This is a genomic window from Haloarcula sp. Atlit-7R (assembly GCF_003666065.1).
Classification (GTDB): domain Archaea; phylum Halobacteriota; class Halobacteria; order Halobacteriales; family Haloarculaceae; genus Haloarcula; species Haloarcula taiwanensis.
On sequence record NZ_QXIK01000001.1, the window covers coordinates 496,442 to 511,219 of the forward strand.

General features: G+C 66.0%; 16 protein-coding genes. 9 read left to right on the forward strand and 7 right to left on the reverse strand.

What is annotated here, in order from left to right:
- Positions 1 to 38 precede the first annotated feature (38 nt).
- Complete coding sequence (locus D3D01_RS02600; RefSeq protein WP_121511133.1) at positions 39 to 881, reverse strand: isoaspartyl peptidase/L-asparaginase; 843 nt, start codon at positions 879 to 881, stop codon at positions 39 to 41.
- Positions 882 to 1,033: 152 nt separating this feature from the next.
- Here D3D01_RS02600 and icd point away from each other — a divergent pair, with 152 nt between their 5' ends.
- Complete coding sequence (icd, locus tag D3D01_RS02605) at positions 1,034 to 2,296, forward strand: isocitrate dehydrogenase (NADP(+)) (RefSeq protein ID WP_121511134.1); 1,263 nt, start codon at positions 1,034 to 1,036, stop codon at positions 2,294 to 2,296.
- 194 nt (positions 2,297 to 2,490) lie between these two features.
- Here icd and D3D01_RS02610 read toward each other — a convergent pair whose 3' ends face one another.
- The gene (locus tag D3D01_RS02610) at positions 2,491 to 2,718 is read right to left on the reverse strand and encodes a hypothetical protein (protein ID WP_121511135.1); all 228 of its coding nucleotides are present in this window, start codon (positions 2,716 to 2,718) and stop codon (positions 2,491 to 2,493) included.
- A gap of 80 nt (positions 2,719 to 2,798) precedes the next feature.
- On the opposite strand from D3D01_RS02610, the gene D3D01_RS02615 reads away from it, so the two are divergent.
- On the forward strand, positions 2,799 to 3,023 hold the full coding sequence (locus tag D3D01_RS02615) for a hypothetical protein (protein ID WP_101349356.1): 225 nt from the start codon (positions 2,799 to 2,801) through the stop codon (positions 3,021 to 3,023).
- A 23-nt stretch (positions 3,024 to 3,046) separates the two neighbouring features.
- On the opposite strand, the gene D3D01_RS02620 is transcribed toward D3D01_RS02615, so the two are convergent.
- Together D3D01_RS02620 and D3D01_RS02625 are read right to left on the reverse strand one after the other, a co-directional pair.
- Positions 3,047 to 3,844: a hypothetical protein gene (locus D3D01_RS02620; RefSeq protein WP_121511136.1), complete on the reverse strand. Its 798-nt coding sequence runs from the start codon at positions 3,842 to 3,844 to the stop codon at positions 3,047 to 3,049.
- A gap of 37 nt (positions 3,845 to 3,881) precedes the next feature.
- Positions 3,882 to 4,220, reverse strand: a complete 339-nt coding sequence (locus tag D3D01_RS02625) for a cupin domain-containing protein (protein WP_121511137.1) — start codon at positions 4,218 to 4,220, stop codon at positions 3,882 to 3,884.
- A gap of 165 nt (positions 4,221 to 4,385) precedes the next feature.
- On the opposite strand from D3D01_RS02625, the gene D3D01_RS02630 reads away from it, so the two are divergent.
- Positions 4,386 to 4,910, forward strand: a complete 525-nt coding sequence (locus D3D01_RS02630) for a DUF5817 domain-containing protein (protein ID WP_121511138.1) — start codon at positions 4,386 to 4,388, stop codon at positions 4,908 to 4,910.
- The gene (locus tag D3D01_RS02635; protein WP_101349352.1) at positions 4,907 to 5,257 is read left to right on the forward strand and encodes a hypothetical protein; all 351 of its coding nucleotides are present in this window, start codon (positions 4,907 to 4,909) and stop codon (positions 5,255 to 5,257) included. Before D3D01_RS02630 ends, D3D01_RS02635 begins: the two co-directional genes overlap by 4 nt.
- A gap of 24 nt (positions 5,258 to 5,281) precedes the next feature.
- Here the strand turns inward: D3D01_RS02635 and hmgA are convergent, their stop codons facing one another.
- Positions 5,282 to 6,499: a hydroxymethylglutaryl-CoA reductase (NADPH) gene (gene hmgA / locus D3D01_RS02640; protein WP_121511139.1), complete on the reverse strand. Its 1,218-nt coding sequence runs from the start codon at positions 6,497 to 6,499 to the stop codon at positions 5,282 to 5,284.
- Positions 6,500 to 6,580: 81 nt separating this feature from the next.
- On the opposite strand from hmgA, the gene D3D01_RS02645 reads away from it, so the two are divergent.
- The 4 genes from D3D01_RS02645 to nadC all read left to right on the forward strand — a co-directional run bounded on the left by D3D01_RS02645 (position 6,581) and on the right by nadC (position 11,853).
- A complete protein-coding gene (locus D3D01_RS02645; RefSeq protein ID WP_121511140.1) occupies positions 6,581 to 8,077 on the forward strand; it encodes an amidohydrolase in 1,497 nt (498 codons plus the stop codon).
- 298 nt (positions 8,078 to 8,375) lie between these two features.
- Positions 8,376 to 9,503 (forward strand): quinolinate synthase NadA, encoded by a 1,128-nt coding sequence (gene nadA, locus D3D01_RS02650; RefSeq protein ID WP_199725365.1) that lies wholly within the window; start codon positions 8,376 to 8,378, stop codon positions 9,501 to 9,503.
- Between the two features lie 2 nt (positions 9,504 to 9,505).
- Positions 9,506 to 11,032, forward strand: coding sequence for an L-aspartate oxidase (locus D3D01_RS02655; protein WP_121511142.1), 1,527 nt, complete (start codon positions 9,506 to 9,508; stop codon positions 11,030 to 11,032).
- Positions 11,032 to 11,853, forward strand: a complete 822-nt coding sequence (nadC, locus tag D3D01_RS02660; protein WP_121511143.1) for a carboxylating nicotinate-nucleotide diphosphorylase — start codon at positions 11,032 to 11,034, stop codon at positions 11,851 to 11,853. The genes D3D01_RS02655 and nadC overlap by 1 nt, the downstream gene beginning before the upstream one ends.
- A gap of 5 nt (positions 11,854 to 11,858) precedes the next feature.
- Here the strand turns inward: nadC and D3D01_RS02665 are convergent, their stop codons facing one another.
- Complete coding sequence (locus D3D01_RS02665; RefSeq protein WP_121511144.1) at positions 11,859 to 12,350, reverse strand: pyridoxamine 5'-phosphate oxidase family protein; 492 nt, start codon at positions 12,348 to 12,350, stop codon at positions 11,859 to 11,861.
- A 117-nt stretch (positions 12,351 to 12,467) separates the two neighbouring features.
- On the opposite strand from D3D01_RS02665, the gene D3D01_RS02670 reads away from it, so the two are divergent.
- Positions 12,468 to 13,136 carry an RNA 2'-phosphotransferase gene (locus D3D01_RS02670; protein ID WP_121511145.1) on the forward strand — a complete coding sequence of 223 codons (669 nt, stop codon included), beginning with the start codon at positions 12,468 to 12,470 and terminating at the stop codon, positions 13,134 to 13,136.
- A 17-nt stretch (positions 13,137 to 13,153) separates the two neighbouring features.
- Here the strand turns inward: D3D01_RS02670 and gpmI are convergent, their stop codons facing one another.
- Complete coding sequence (gene gpmI, locus D3D01_RS02675) at positions 13,154 to 14,713, reverse strand: 2,3-bisphosphoglycerate-independent phosphoglycerate mutase (RefSeq protein ID WP_121511146.1); 1,560 nt, start codon at positions 14,711 to 14,713, stop codon at positions 13,154 to 13,156.
- Between the last annotated feature and the right edge of the window lie 65 nt (positions 14,714 to 14,778).

Here is a 14,778-nt window from a genome sequence, read left to right on the forward strand (position 1 = left end):
CCGGTTAGTCGGTGGCGGGCAAAGGGGTTTCCCTCTGGCTATCTCCGCGCGGTCTGCATTGCGGCGGTGTTCCGTTCGGCCCCGGTATGGCCGGCCCGGTCAAGAACGATCACGCCAGCACGCCCGCCGGTCGCGTCCTCGAAGTCCGCAATCGCCTCCTCGGCGGCCTGTCGCGGGCCGTACGTGTCTAATTGTTCGACTGCATGGCGGGCTAACCCGAACCGGGCGATAGGCTCTCCTTCGCCGGTCGCGCTCGCACCACCGCGGTCATCAGCGTAAAAGCCAGCGCCGATCTGCGGCACGTCACCGACCCGACCGGCCAGCGCGAACCAGCGCCCGGCGGTCGATGTCGCCGCCGCAAGCCGGTCCCCGTCGGTCGCAACCGCGCCGACAGTGTCAGTGCCGCTGAAATGCTCACGGACCCAGTCGAGGTGGTCGGCGGGGTCACCATCGGGCGGGTTTGCCCGCTCGTATCGCTGTCGCGTCTCTGCAGTCGTGAGGTCGCGATCGGTTTCGACGCCGGAGCCCGCCGCGAACGCCACGGCCTCGTCGCCAGCAAGAAGGACGTGTGGCGTCTCAGCTGCCACAGTACGGGCCACGTCCGCAGCGTGTACAACGCCAGACATTGCACACGCTGCCCCGGTCTGGCCGTCGTGGGTCATCATTCCGGCGTCAGTCCGGACTTCGCCGTCACTCTGGACGGCTCCACCGACGCCGGCGTTGAACGCCGGATCGGATTCGAGGGGCCGAAGCGCGGCCAGAACCGCCTCCATCGGGCGCTCCGCCTTCGCTGCCTGTTCAGCGGCGTCTGTGAGAGTTGCCTGCCGAGTAGCCGGTGACTCCGGTGGACTGCCCGCGCCGCCGTGAACGATGACGTGCATACAGCCCCGTTGACACACGAAGGGCATATCACCTCCGGCAGTTGCGGTTAGTGACGTGCCCGCGAACGGTCGTTGTCCTTTCTTTACGCACTGTGTTACCACGTCTGAGGCAAAGCGGCACGCCTTTAGGGGCGACTGTCAATTGGCGGAATATGGGCTACGATTACGACAAAGTGGAGGTTCCCGACGAGGGACAGCAGATTCAGGTCACGGAGGACGACGAACTCGACGTTCCGGAGAACCCGATCATCCCAATCATCCACGGGGACGGTATCGGGACGGACGTCGGTCCGGCCGCACAGAAGGTGCTCGAAGCCGCCGCGAACGCCACCGGTCGTGACATCTCCTGGATGCGCGTCTACGCCGGCCAGTCCGCCCGGGACAAGTACGACGAGAACCTCCCTGATGACACCGTCGAGGCCATCAAAGAGTTCAACGTCGCTATCAAGGGCCCGCTGACAACACCAGTCGGCGCTGGCTTCCGCTCGCTGAACGTCGCGCTCCGCAAGACGCTCGACCTCTACGCGAACGTCCGCCCGACCTACCACATCGACGGCGTCCCATCACCGGTCAAAGACCCCGAGGAGATGGACATGGTCACCTTCCGGGAGAACACCGAAGACGTCTATGCTGGCATCGAGTGGGAAGCCGGCACCGACGAAGTCGACGAGGTCAAGGAGTTCGTCGAAGAGGAGATGGACTTCGACGAGACCATCCACGACGGCCCGGTCGGCATCGGCGTCAAGCCGATTACCGAGTTCGGGACCAAGCGCCTCGTCCGCGAGGCAATCGACTACGCCCTCGAAGAGGACCGGGACAGCGTCACGCTGGTCCACAAGGGCAACATCATGAAGTTCACTGAGGGTGCCTTCCGCGACTGGGGCTACGAGGTCGCCGACGAGGAGTACGGCGAGAACGTCATCACCGAGGACGAACTCTGGGACGAGTACGACGGCGAAGCGCCCGAGGACGCGCTGGTCGTCAACGACCGCATCGCCGACAACATGCTCCAGCAGCTCCTCACCCGTACCGACGAGTACGACGTCATCGCGACGATGAACCTCAACGGGGACTACATGTCCGACGCCGCCGGCGCACAGATCGGCGGGCTCGGCATCGCCCCCGGTGCGAACTTCGGCACGGCCCGCTGTCTCGCAGAGCCGGTCCACGGCTCCGCGCCGAAGTACGCCGGTGAGGACAAGGTCAACCCGACCGCGATGATTCTCTCCGGCCGCCTCATGCTCGAATACATGGGCTGGAAGGACGCCGGCCAGCTCGTTCGTGACGCCGTCGAGGAGACCATCTCCTCCGGTGACGTCACCTATGACCTCGAACGCCAGATCGAGGGCGGCAACAAGCTCGCTACCAGCGAGTTCGCCGACAAGGTCGTCGAAAATATAGAGAAGCTCTCGTAGAGAGCTTCTGGACTCTGGCGGCGAAGCCGCCAGAACATCGAGAAACTCGCGTAAGCGAGTCGCGCTGGCTACAACACGCTTCATTTTTATTCCGGTACAGCCTGAGAGTGACGGCACAGGCGAGTCCTATCGGGAGAACAGAGCTATCGCTCGGGGGTTGCGTTTCTTGTGGAGCACAGTCGGTCCGAGAAGCGTTACTCGGTCAGCGGCAGGACCACACCGAACACGAGCGGCGAGAGGAGCCCGACGAGGATACCGAGCAGTTCCATGTCGACCAACAGCGTGTCGCCCCAAGCTGGAAGGGTCCCGAGCACGGCGCTTCCGGCGATCTCCCCCGCAATGCCGAGGAGGAACAGCCCTGCCCCGAGCATGAACCCGCGCTTTGCGAGGGTCGCGTAGTCCGCGTTCCAGTTTTGGCTCATACAGGTCCGTTCTTGTGGACCTACTAAGCTCTCTCGGATCGAAAGAGCTACAAGCGGTTTGCAGTGATATCTGGGCACACATGGCCACAGAATCGATTCCGGAACTACTGGAACTCCTACTTTCGACGGTTCTCGCAGTCGGGCTAACCGTCGGCGGGGCACTCACCGAACAGGCCGCCCTCGCCGACCTGTCCGGCGGTATCTCCGCGTTCGCTGCTTGGGAGGTGTACATGGGGCTGGTCCTTCTGTACGCCGGCTATCTGCTCACCTCACGCCGAGTCCTGCCGGCATTCGGTAGCGCCTGAGTCTGGTCTGTGCGGGCGATCGGTTATTCCCGAAGCGGCCGCCTGGTCGTATTTGCGACCCACTCCGGCTGTGCTACTGTCGTCGACCCCACATGCTGTAGCCGCATCTCTTGCGTGACACGGACCTGCTGGTCGCTACGTTCAGCGTCGAAAACCAGCCGGAACGCCGAAACGGTGCCGTCGTGATTGACGCGAAGCCGGACGGAGACGTTGTGAGGGTCACTCACGAACAGCGGCGTGCGGAGTCTGTCGGGGTTGGTGAAACGGGTCCCGACGAGGGCGACGCCGCCGTCACTCCGGTCAGCAACGGAAAGCGCAACGGCTTCCGCGACGCCGCGTATCGTCCGGCGCTCCGAGAGGTCCGAGACCGGGCCGTCGTCGCGAACTGGCCACGTGACCTGATTCCGCCGGTTCGCTCGATTGTCGTACCGGGCCGCGACGATGGAGCCGTTGGTCCAGTAGTCGATGCGGGTGGTGAACGTGTTCAGTTCCGTCCCGTTCTGCCGGAACCGCCCTGCGTACGTCGTCTTGTTCACCGCGACGTAGCGTGTGTGGTTCGTTCGCCGGAGCACCGTTCCGTTGCTGTCGGTGACTCGCTGGCGAGTGTCCAGCGTGTAGTTCGTCGTCGCAAGTGTCCGCGCGTGGGCGCTGGCCAGCGTTGACGGAACTACTGCGTTGTCACTCACGCCCGGCGGATAGCCGACCCCATCGGTCGGCACCGCTACCGGCGTGACCGTCTCGGGACTGTCCGACTGGACGAACCCCGAACACCCGGCGAGTACGAGCGCGAGCGTCACGATGGTAGCCACTGCCCGCGTCATTAGCAACCATACGGACGCAGGACTCAAACAGTTGTGGTTAGTCCTGCCAGTCCGGGTTCGGTCTGGGCGGGCTGAACACGTCGATGCCGCGGACGGGCTCCTCGCCGTCGTTGCGCGCCTCGTGTGGTTCCTCGCTCGGGACCACGTAGGAGTCTCCGGGGCCGATGACGTACTCTTCGCCGTTGACGTGGAAAGTGAAGGTCCCTTTCACGACGTAGCCGACCTGCTCGTGGCGGTGGCTGTGTTCCGGGACGGCCGCGCCGGGTTCGATATGGAACTGCTGGACACTCATCTGCTCTCCGACCGCCATCTGTGTCAGGTGGACGCCGTCGACTGCTTCGACTGTCTCACAGGCCGCCTGTGGTACTTCCCTCATGCGCTGTGCTGTCGTACCTGGCCCACCTAAGCGTTCGTCCGCTACCAACCGTTGCTGGTGTCGTGATTCTCGCTGCTGCCAGCCAGAAATCCCTACCCGAAACGAGACTCACTCCAGCGTTCCCCTGTCGGTGGATTCAGTACCGTCCGGCCCTGACAGAGAGGTATGTACGCGGTCGTCGGGTGTAGTGATTGCAGCGCGCTGTGGGTCACAGAGGGACGGCCGGAGACGACACAGTGCCCGCGGTGTGGCACGCGCCGGAAACACGCCAAGCGGCGGAACTTCGTCGAAACAGACGACGAGGCCCACGCTCGCGAGATCCGGGCGTCGATGCTGGCGAACCGGCAGGGAGAGGGCGACGCCTTCGCGGAACTGGACTCCTACGCCGAGATGGAGCGTCAGGTCGGCGACGCGGGCGTGGACGACGAGACGTATCTCGAAGATTCGGGAGTCGACACTGACGCCGTGTCGGCGGCCGCCGAGCGCGTCGAACAGGGGGCGGCCAGCGGGTCGAGCCGCAAGGAGACTGTCCTGAGCGCGTTGCGGAACCTTGACCAGCCCACCGAAGGCGATGTGGTGGCTTACGCCGAGGAGCGTGGCGTCCCGGCGTCGTACACCCGGAAAGCGCTGCAGAAACTGGTTCGGGCGGGCGAGGTATCGGAGAGCCGGGGGAAGTACCGGCTGCTATGACCGCGACGTTAGATCTGGAGCCCGGCCCGGTCGCAGTCGGGATTCTTGTCGGTCTCTCGGGACTGCTGTTTCTGCTCACCCCGGTCGTCGAGCCAGTTGCCGTGGGTTCACTACAGGTGAGCACGGTCGCGCTCTCGGCGGTCGTCTTGACGCTCGGGTTCGCGCTGGGGACGGTCGTGTTCGCCCACCGAGGCCAGCGACTGTTCGCAATCGCCCACGGTATCTTTGCCGTGGCGTGGGCGTTGCTTGTACTGGGTCCCCTACTCGGACAGGAAGCGCTCCTGCTCGCCGGCGTCGTCGTCCTCGTTGCGGGTGCCGGCTTTCTGGTGAGTCAAAGCCGGCAGTAAGAGCGCACTGACCCAAAAGCGGCACTACCGCCCGAGGTCGGCGTGCGCCGAGGAGAGGTGGCGCGAGGACAGCGCAGCAAGTAAGGAGAGTTCGCCGGCCAGCGCGCCGGCAGCGATGACTTCCGCGAGCGCGTCTGCGTTGCTCCCGGCGGGGTCGCCGCCGCCGGCGTAGCCCAGCACGTCCAGTGCCTCGGACTGGGTCGGCAGGCCCGTCCCGCCGCCAACGGTGCCGACCTCCAGCGACGCGATAGTGACCGAGGCGTACAGCCCGTCCTCGCGGGCGTCGACAGTGGTGATGGCGTTGCTCCCCTCGACGACCTGTGCGATATCCTGCCCGAGCGCGAGGAACGCGGCGGCGACGACGTTGGCGGCGTGGGCGTTGAACCCCAGCGCGCCGGCCTTCGCCGAGCCAACGAGGTTCTTGCGGGTGTTGGCCTCGACGATAGCGTCGGAGGTCGTATCGAGCCGGTCCTCGACCTGCTCGTGGGGAATGAGCACGTCCGCAGCGACGGTCCGACCGCGCCCCTCGACAGCGTTGATAGCGGCGGGCTTCTTATCGGAGCAGAGATTGCCCGACAGCGCGACGAGGTCAGCCGGCGTTTCGGACTCGACAACGTCGCAGGCCGCCTCTGTCGCGATAGTGGCCATGTTCATTCCCATCGCGTCCTTGGTGTCGTAGGAAAAGCGCAGGAAGACGCTGTCGCCGACGACGTACGGTGTCACGTCCTGTAGCTCGCCGTGGCTCGTGGTCGACTCGGCGGCGTCGGCCAGAGCGTCGACGTGTTCGCGGACCCAAGCTGACACTTCGCCGGCCTCGGCCACGTCTTCGACGCGGAACACCGGCGCGCGGGTCATCCCGGACTTGAGGACGCGAGCGGTCGCGCCGCCAGCGTTTCGAATCGTGGAGACGCCGCGGTTGACGGAGGCCAGCAGCGCGCCCTCGCTGGTCGCCAGCGGGAGGTGGTGGTCGCCCTTGGCGGCCCCGCCGTCGACCGGGAGGGGGCCGACCACGCCCATCGGGACCTGCGCCGCGCCGACCATGTTCTCGATGTTGCTCTCGGCGTCGGCAGCGTCGAAGGTGTAGTCGCCGACCGCCGAGAGGTCCGCGCCGGTCTCCTCGGCCAGCAGGTGTCTACGGGCCGCTGCCGCGGTGTCGGGATCGGCGTGGTCTTCCAGTTCGTAGAGCCGCAACTCACCGTCACGAACGCGCTCTGCGAGCGCGACAACGTCGGAGTCGGTCATACTGACCGGTGTGGCTTCGGGACCCCTAACAGTTGCTCTTGGCGGGCCAAGGGTTTTGCAGTCGCCGTTCGGGGGTTCCGTATGGTCGACCGCGTATTCACGAACTGTGAGGTGCGACCGCTGTCCGGCGACGACCCGGCGTCGGCGGTCGCAGTGACGAACGGGACTGTCACAGCTGTCGGCGACCCGGACGAACTCTCGACCGCGGGTGCCGAGACCGTTGATTGCCGCGGTGGTGTCCTGCTGCCCGGTTTCGTCGACGCCCACACGCATCTAGACATCGTCGGCCGGCGTGCAGTCGAGGCGGACCTCGCCGGGGCAGACGGCCCGGCCGACTGCATCGACCGGTTGCTGGCGGCCGACGGCGGCGAGGGTTGGATTCTGGGCTTTGGCTACGACGAGAGCGACTGGGATGGAGACCTGTTGCAGGCGGCGACGCTGGACCGAGTAAGTACCAAGCGCCCTGTTGCGGCCGCGCGCGAAGACATCCACACGGTATCGGTGAACCACGCCGCGCTGGACGTACTGGACCTACCCGACGACGGCGTCCGGACCGAGGACGGAGCCCCGACAGGCGTACTCGTCGAGGAAGCCGCCGAGGCCGTCTTCGACGCTATCGCGCCCGACTACACACAGACCCGGGAGTATCTGCTGGCCGCGCAGGAAGTGGCGCTCTCGGAGGGAATTACCGCCGTCCACGACATGGTGCGGCAGTCACACGCCCCGCGAGTGTACCGCGACCTAGACGCCGAGGACGCACTCTCGCTGCGGGTGCGGCTCAACTACTGGGTCGATCACCTTGATTCGGTCAGGGAACTCGGTCTGGTGACGAACCACGGGAGCGACCGGGTCCGGACGGGCGCGATCAAGACGTACATCGACGGGTCGCTCGGGGCCGGAACCGCGCGGCTCCGGGACCCCTACGCCGACAGCGATAGCGTCGGCGAGTGGCGGACGGCTCCGGATGCTCTCCGGAGACTCGTGTCAGAAGTCGACGACGCGGGCCTCCAGTTCGCCGCCCACGCCATCGGCGACGCGGCCATCGAGGCACTGCTTTCGGCCGTCGAGTCGGTCGACGCCGAGAGCGAGCGCCACCGCGTCGAACACGCCGAGGTCCTGACCGGTGACCTGGTGGAGCGGCTGGCTGCATCGCCGCTGGTCGTGTCATCCCAGCCGAACTTCCATCGGTGGGCAGCGCCCGGTGGCCTGTACGACGAGCGACTCGGCGAGCGCCGCGCGCAGACGAACCGGTTCCGCGACCTCGTTGATGCCGGCGCACAACTGGCCTTCGGGAGCGACTGTATGCCGCTCTCACCGCTGTATGGCGTCCAGCAGGCCGTGACCGCGCCGGAACCGAACCAGCGGCTGACGGTCGACGAGGCACTGCGGGCGTACACCAGCGGTGCCGCGTACGCGGGCTTCGACGAGGACCGGATGGGCACGATTACGCCGGGCTCGGTCGCGGACTTCGCCGTGCTGACGGCCTCCCCGTGGGCGGTGCCTGGCGGCGAAATTTCGGATATCGCAGTTACGTTGACTGTCAGCGACGGTGACGTAGTGTTTGACGCCAGCGACTGACTCGAACAGACAGCGGTGTCGAATCAACCTTTTTGGTCACTCAATGACATACAACATGATTCGGCAATGCGGAATATAGAACCGGATTGGTCGCCAAATCCGGATATAAAAAATTGATGGACTACCAATACCGGAAACGGAATTATAGTTGCCACCAATTTTGCCAACAGAACTTAGTTGGCCACCAATACTGTAAATACAATTCTTTCCACCACCAACTTGCTTCTTTGAAGATAAAATGTTTTCACGAAGTAGTTCCGAAGTGTGAGTACCCACAGGTGGATACATCGTGCCCGAAATGGAAACCGCCGCGTTCGAGACAGATCTCAGCCTCTTCAAGTACGACAACCTCGAGCAACTCCCGTCAACGTATCGGGATCTCGAGGCAGACGAGCGGACCGAGCGCATCGAGAGCGCGCTCGATACCCTCGGCGACGACGTGGTCATCCTCGGCCATAACTACCAGCGCCGGGAGATAGTCGAACACGCCGACTTCATCGGCGACTCCTACCAGCTCTCGAAGGAGGCCGCCGAGTCCGACGCCGACTACGTGATTTTCGGCGGCGTGACGTTCATGGCCGAATCCGCGGACATCATTACGGACGACGACCAGACCGTGATTCTCCCGTCGATGGAGGCCTCCTGCCCGATGGCCGGCATGGCCGAGGCGCTGCAGGTCGATGCCGCGTGGGCGGAGCTGACCGCGGCCCTGGACGACGACGAAGAGATAATCCCTATCACGTACATGAACAGCTACGCCGACCTGAAGGCCTTCTGTGCCGAGCAGGGCGGGCTGGTCTGTACCTCATCGAACGCGCACAAGGCCTTCGAGTACGCCTTCGAGAAGGGCGACAAGGTCCTGTTCCTGCCCGACAAGCACCTCGGCGAGAACACGGCCCACCGCCTCGGCATGGCCGACGAGACCGTCGAGTGGGACCCGTGGGACGCCGAGGGGACCGACGCCGCCGACGCCGTCGAGAACGACGTCATCCTCTGGGAGGGGTACTGCCAGGTCCACGAGCGGTTCCGCGAGCACCACATCGAGTCCGTCCGCGAGGACTACCCCGACGCGAACGTCATCGTCCACCCCGAGTGCCGCCGCGAGGTCGTTGAGGCCGCCGACGTGGCCGGCTCCACGTCGACCATCTGTGAGTCTGTCGCCGAGGCCGACGCCGGCGAGACGTGGGCCATCGGCACCGAGATACACCTCACGCACCACCTCCAGCGGTGGCACCCCGAGGTGAACGTCGTGCCGCTGTGTGGCGATGCCTGTATGGACTGCAACGCGATGCGGCAGATCGACCCGAACTACCTCGCGTGGGTGCTGGAGGAACTGGTCGACGGCCGCGAGCGAAACGTCATCGAGGTCGCGCCCGAGGAGAAGGAACTGGCTCAGGTCGCGATGGACCGGATGCTGGAGATCTAACCATGACGGACGACCCGATTACGACGGACGTGCTGGTCATCGGCTCCGGTATCGCCGGACTGGCAGCTGCGCTCGCTGCGGCCCGCGAAGGCGACGACGTGACGCTCGCCACGAAGGCCACCCGCCCCGAAGGGTCCTCATCCTGGTGGGCACAGGGCGGCATTGCCATTTCTCGGGATACACCCGAGGAATTCAAACAGGACATCATGGCCGCCTCCGACGGCACCGCCGCCCCCGACGCTGTCGACGTGCTAGTCGAGAACGCCAACGAAGCCGTTGAGGACGTGCTGCTTGAGACGCTGGATGTCGAGTTCGACCAGAACGAGTCTGGCCACGACTTCACCCGCGAGGCCGCCCACAGCGAGGACCGCATCCTCCACGTCGATGCCTCGACGGGCAAGCACATCCACGTCCCGTTCCTGAACTACCTCGACGACCACGACCGCGTGGAGATTCTGGACGACACCGCCGCGCTGGAACTCATCCGCCACGAGGGCCGCGTTCACGGCGCGATGCTCGAATCCGACGGCGAGGTCGACCCCTACTTCGCCGGCAGCGTCGTCCTGGCGACCGGCGGTATCGGCGACCTCTACCCGCGGACGACGAATCCCGATAACACCACCGGGGACGGCATCGGCATGGCCGCACTCGCCGGGGCCGAGGTCGAGGACATGGAATACGTGCAGTTCCATCCGACCGCATGCGTACAGGAAGGCGGCGAGCGTGACGGCGACGTGGCCTTCCTCGTCAGCGAGGCTGTCCGCGGTGAGGGCGGCCTGCTCCGTAACGGCGACGGGGAGCGGTTCATGCCAGACTACCACGCCGACGCCGAACTCGCGCCCCGCGACGTGGTGGCCCGGGCAGTCAAAACAGAGCGAGAGGCCACCGGCGAGGTCACGCTGGACGTCTCGCCACTCGATTTCGCAGAGGAGTTCCCCGACCTCGCACAGCGCTGTGAGGACCACGGCGTCGACTGGACCGAGGGAATCCCGGTCGCCCCTGCCGAGCACTTCCTCTGTGGCGGCATCTCCGTCGACGACCGCGGCCGGACGACGCTTGACCGACTCTACGCCGTCGGCGAGTGCTCCCGGACCGGCGTCCACGGCGCGAACCGACTCGCCAGTACGTCCCTCCTTGAGGGACTCGTCTGGGGTCTGCGCGCCGGCGAAGACGCGGCCGGGGCCGAACCGGAGCCCATCGAAGCGCCGGAACTACTGGAACGCGACCCGGACCTGCCCAAGCGGTTCGCCAGCGACAAGTTCCAGCGGCTGACCCGGGTGATGGACGACTATGTCGGCGTCGTGCGCGACCCCGCGGACCTCCAGCGCGCGATGGCCGTCCTCCGCCGGCTCAAGGGCGAAGTGGATGCGTACGTCCGCACGCGGACCAGCCGCTCGCTGTACGAACTCCGCCACGCCAGCGTCACCGCCCTGTTGATCGCGCGCCACGCCGCCGAAAACGAAGAGAGCGTCGGCACGCACAATCTCGTGGACGCGAGCGAGGACCCGCCGGAGTCCACAGCCGACTGATGCTCGCAGACAGCGACATCGAGCGATGGCTCCGGGAAGACGTGGGCCACCACGACGTGACCAACGACGTGCCCGGCACGACTGAGGGACGACTGGTAGCCAAGGAGTCCGGCGTGGTTGCGGGTCTCGACGCTGCCACTGCAGTGTTCGAGTATCTAGACTGTGCGGTTGAGACAGCGGTCGACTCCGGGGCTGCCGTCGACGCCGGAGACGTGGTGCTTCGCGTCGACGGCCCCGCGCAGTCGGTGCTGCGCGGCGAACGCGTCGCGGTGAACGTCACCGGCCACGCCTCGGGCGTGGCAACGAAGACCCGGGCCGCCGTCGATGCGGCGGCATCGGCTGCGACGAATTCCACGCCTCGCATCGCCGGCACGCGAAAAACGACCCCCGGACTGCGCGGCGTCGAGAAGCGAGCGGTAGCGGCCGGCGGCGGCGACACCCACCGGCTTGACCTCTCACACATGGTGATGGTCAAGGACAACCACATTGCCGAGCTGGGACTTGTCGAGGCCGTCGAACACTTCCGCGAGCGGGTCTCCTTCGCCACGAAACTCGACGTAGAGGTCGAAGCTCCGGCAGATGCACCGCGAGCCGCGGAAGCCGGCGCAGACATCGTCTTGCTGGACAATATGGCCCCCGCCGAGACCGAGCGCGCGGTCACCCTCGTGACGGCAGCCGACGCCGATGCACTCACGGAGGCCAGCGGCGGTATCACAGTCGAGGACGTGCCGGCGTACGCCGAAACGGGTGTGGACATCATCTCGATGGGGTCGCTGACCCACTCCGCGCCAACGCTCGATTTCTCGTTCCGAACGGGCTGAAGCGATCAGTCCGGCCGACTCGACGAGGATTCGGTTCTGAGTTCGTGCGGGAGTTCGAGTTGCTTGATACCGGCTCGGTCGTCGATTCGGAACCGGTACAGCGCCGTCGCCTCCGTCTCGGCCGCGCGTTCGAACACGTCTGGCTTCCAGGAGGTGTCAATCTGTTCTTCGATTGCTCTGCGTTCGTCGTCGGGGATGCGCTCGATGGAACCCGTCAGCAGGACGCTGCGCCAGTTGAACGTCGTCTCGATGTCGTAGACGAGAAACCGGGCAATAGCAGCGTCGTCGCTCGCCGTCACTTTCCGGCTGTCGGTACCGAGGACGTAGACGAAGTAGAGCGCGGCGTCGCCGTCGTACCAGAAGCTGAGCGGGCGCAGTAGCGGCGCGGAGTCGGTCGGGACACCGAGCACGCCGACACTTTTCCGCTCGAGGGTCGTTTCGATGTCCTCGCTGTCCATCTGGAGCATCCCGAAATATTCCAGTTCGGCAACTGTCATGTCTCCGATTGTCGGCAGGTAATGATGAATCCACAGGGCAGTGGCGCAAACTGTCGATACCGGGGCGTCGCGTCCGGCCACCCGGTGCTTTTGTGTGGTCACGACGCATCCCTACCCATGCCAGACGCAGTCCGTCGGTGTCCCGAGGACGGCTTCTTCGAGGGCGACACGTGTCCGGTCTGTGACAGAGGAGGCAGCCATGTTCTCGACGGTGGACGGCGACGACAGCTCTCGAAGTTCGTCTCGGGCGCGCTCAGGCATTTCCCCGAGGATGCAGGCATCGAAGTAGACGAAGCGGGGTGGACGGATGTCGCGTCCCTCCGCGAGACAGTCAAGCGGCGGTACGACTGGGCCGATGGTGAGGCACTGGCCGGCGTTCTCGCCACGGACCCGAAAGGGCGATTCGAGCGGACGGGAACCAGTGACGAGTCGAGCGCGGCAGCCGCTGGCGGCCGGGTCCGGGCGGCGTACGGGCACTCCGTCGGCGTAACTCTCGACGCGACCGACGACCCCGTACCGGCGACGCTGTACCACGGAACCGCCCCGCAGAACGCCGATTCGATACGCGAAGCCGGGCTCAAGCCGATGGGCCGCCAGCGAGTCCACCTCTCCGAATCCGCCGCAACAGCCCGCGAGGTGGGGCGTCGCCACGCCGCCGACCCTGTCGTGTTCGTCGTCGACGCCGCGGCGATGCAGGCCGACGACCGGCGGATTGTCAAGCGCGGGACCGAGACGTACACGACTGCCCGCGTGCCACCGCAGTATCTCTCACTGGTCGAAAACTAGCGTGATTGCGCCGCCCGCTACTCGACCAGCGGCGTCCCGGTCATCGCGTCCGGCTGGTCGATACCCATGAGCATGAGCATCGTCGGCGCGAGGTCGGCCAACGTCCCGCCGTCGCGTGCAGTCCGTCCGCCAGCGGTCCCGTCGGGAGACAGATAGATGAAGGGGACGGGGTTGGTCGTGTGGGCCGTGTGCGGGTCGTCTTCGGTCCCCATGTCGTCGGCGTTCCCGTGGTCGGCACAGACCAGCACGTGCCCGCCGGCGGTCTGAATCGCCTCGACGAGGCGGCCCAGTTGCTCGTCGACGGCCTCGACGGCGGTCACCGCCGCGTCAAAGTCGCCGGTGTGGCCGACCATATCGGGGTTGGCGAAGTTCAGGACCATCGCGTCGGGGTCCTCGGTCTCGATGAATTCAATGGCGGTGTCGGCCAGTTCCGGCGCGCTCATCTCGGGCTGGAGGTCGTAGGTCGCCACGTCGGGACTGTCGACAATTTCGCGGCTCTCGCCGTCGAACGCGACCTCGCGGCCGCCGTTGAGGAAGTACGTGACATGGGGGTACTTCTCCGTCTCGGCCAGCCGAATCTGCGTCTTTCCGGCTGCAGAAAGCACCTCGCCGAGCACGTCCTCGGGCTGGTTCGGCGGGAAGGCGACCGGCAGGTCGAACGTCTCGTCGTACTGCGTCATCGTCACCACCCGGGTGTCCGGCGGCTCGGTGTCGGCCCCCCAGGCGTCCGGGCGGATATCGCCGAGCATTCGGGTGAGCTGCCGGGCGCGGTCCGACCGGAAATTGAAGAAGACGACCGAGTCGCCGTCTTCGAGGCCAGCGTGGTCGCCGACGGTCGTCGGCTCGATGAACTCGTCAGTGGTGTCGCGGGCGTACGACTCGGTGGCCGCCGTGACGGCGTCGTCGGCGTGGTGGTCGCCCTCTCGATGGACGATGGCGTCGTAGGCCCGGCGGGTCCGCTCCCAGTTCTGGTCGCGGTCCATCGCGTAGTAGCGCCCGCAGACAGTGGCGACGTGGCCCGTCCCGTGTGCCTCGGCGTGGGCTTCGAGGTCGGCAAGGTAGCCCTCACCGCCGGTCGGCGAGGTGTCGCGGCCGTCGGTGAAGGCGTGCGAGACGGCGTCGGTCCCGCGCTCGCCGGCGAGTTCGATGAGCGCGTGGAGGTGGTCCTGATACGAGTGGACGCCGCCGTCCGACACGAGGCCCATGAAGTGGACCCGGCCGCCGTGGTCCTCGGCGTACTCGAAGGCCGACAGTAGCGTCTGGTTCTCGAAGAAGGGCGGGTCCTGTGCGGCGTCGTCGGGCGGCGATTCGCCCCGGGAGCGCGCGATACTGTCGCTGACACGGGCGGAGTCCTGCTTGACGACGCGGCCGGCCCCGATGTTGAGGTGGCCGACCTCGGAGTTGCCCATCTGGCCCTCCGGGAGACCGACCCGGCGGCCGTGGGTTGCAAGCGTCGACGCTGCGCCTGCGTCTCGGTAGCGGTCGAAGTTCGGCGTGTCGGCGGCGGCGACGGCGTCCCGCACATCGTCGTCCGGGTTCAGCCCCCAGCCGTCCAGAATGATGAGTCCGACGTCCATACCCGGTGGGTCACGCGACCGGCGTAATACACTGTCGGTCAGCGCCGAACGTGACGGTCGATGAT

Bases quoted from the DNA above. Each gene is read 5' to 3' on its own strand.
- D3D01_RS02600 (WP_121511133.1), bottom strand. From the start codon at position 881: ATGCACGTCATCGTTCACGGCGGCGCGGGCAGTCCACCGGAGTCACCG.
- icd (WP_121511134.1), top strand. From the start codon at position 1,034: ATGGGCTACGATTACGACAAAGTGGAGGTTCCCGACGAGGGACAGCAG.
- D3D01_RS02610 (WP_121511135.1), bottom strand. From the start codon at position 2,718: ATGAGCCAAAACTGGAACGCGGACTACGCGACCCTCGCAAAGCGCGGG.
- D3D01_RS02615 (WP_101349356.1), top strand. From the start codon at position 2,799: ATGGCCACAGAATCGATTCCGGAACTACTGGAACTCCTACTTTCGACG.
- D3D01_RS02620 (WP_121511136.1), bottom strand. From the start codon at position 3,844: ATGACGCGGGCAGTGGCTACCATCGTGACGCTCGCGCTCGTACTCGCC.
- D3D01_RS02625 (WP_121511137.1), bottom strand. From the start codon at position 4,220: ATGAGGGAAGTACCACAGGCGGCCTGTGAGACAGTCGAAGCAGTCGAC.
- D3D01_RS02630 (WP_121511138.1), top strand. From the start codon at position 4,386: ATGTACGCGGTCGTCGGGTGTAGTGATTGCAGCGCGCTGTGGGTCACA.
- D3D01_RS02635 (WP_101349352.1), top strand. From the start codon at position 4,907: ATGACCGCGACGTTAGATCTGGAGCCCGGCCCGGTCGCAGTCGGGATT.
- hmgA (WP_121511139.1), bottom strand. From the start codon at position 6,499: ATGACCGACTCCGACGTTGTCGCGCTCGCAGAGCGCGTTCGTGACGGT.
- D3D01_RS02645 (WP_121511140.1), top strand. From the start codon at position 6,581: ATGGTCGACCGCGTATTCACGAACTGTGAGGTGCGACCGCTGTCCGGC.
- nadA (WP_199725365.1), top strand. From the start codon at position 8,376: ATGGAAACCGCCGCGTTCGAGACAGATCTCAGCCTCTTCAAGTACGAC.
- D3D01_RS02655 (WP_121511142.1), top strand. From the start codon at position 9,506: ATGACGGACGACCCGATTACGACGGACGTGCTGGTCATCGGCTCCGGT.
- nadC (WP_121511143.1), top strand. From the start codon at position 11,032: ATGCTCGCAGACAGCGACATCGAGCGATGGCTCCGGGAAGACGTGGGC.
- D3D01_RS02665 (WP_121511144.1), bottom strand. From the start codon at position 12,350: ATGACAGTTGCCGAACTGGAATATTTCGGGATGCTCCAGATGGACAGC.
- D3D01_RS02670 (WP_121511145.1), top strand. From the start codon at position 12,468: ATGCCAGACGCAGTCCGTCGGTGTCCCGAGGACGGCTTCTTCGAGGGC.
- gpmI (WP_121511146.1), bottom strand. From the start codon at position 14,713: ATGGACGTCGGACTCATCATTCTGGACGGCTGGGGGCTGAACCCGGAC.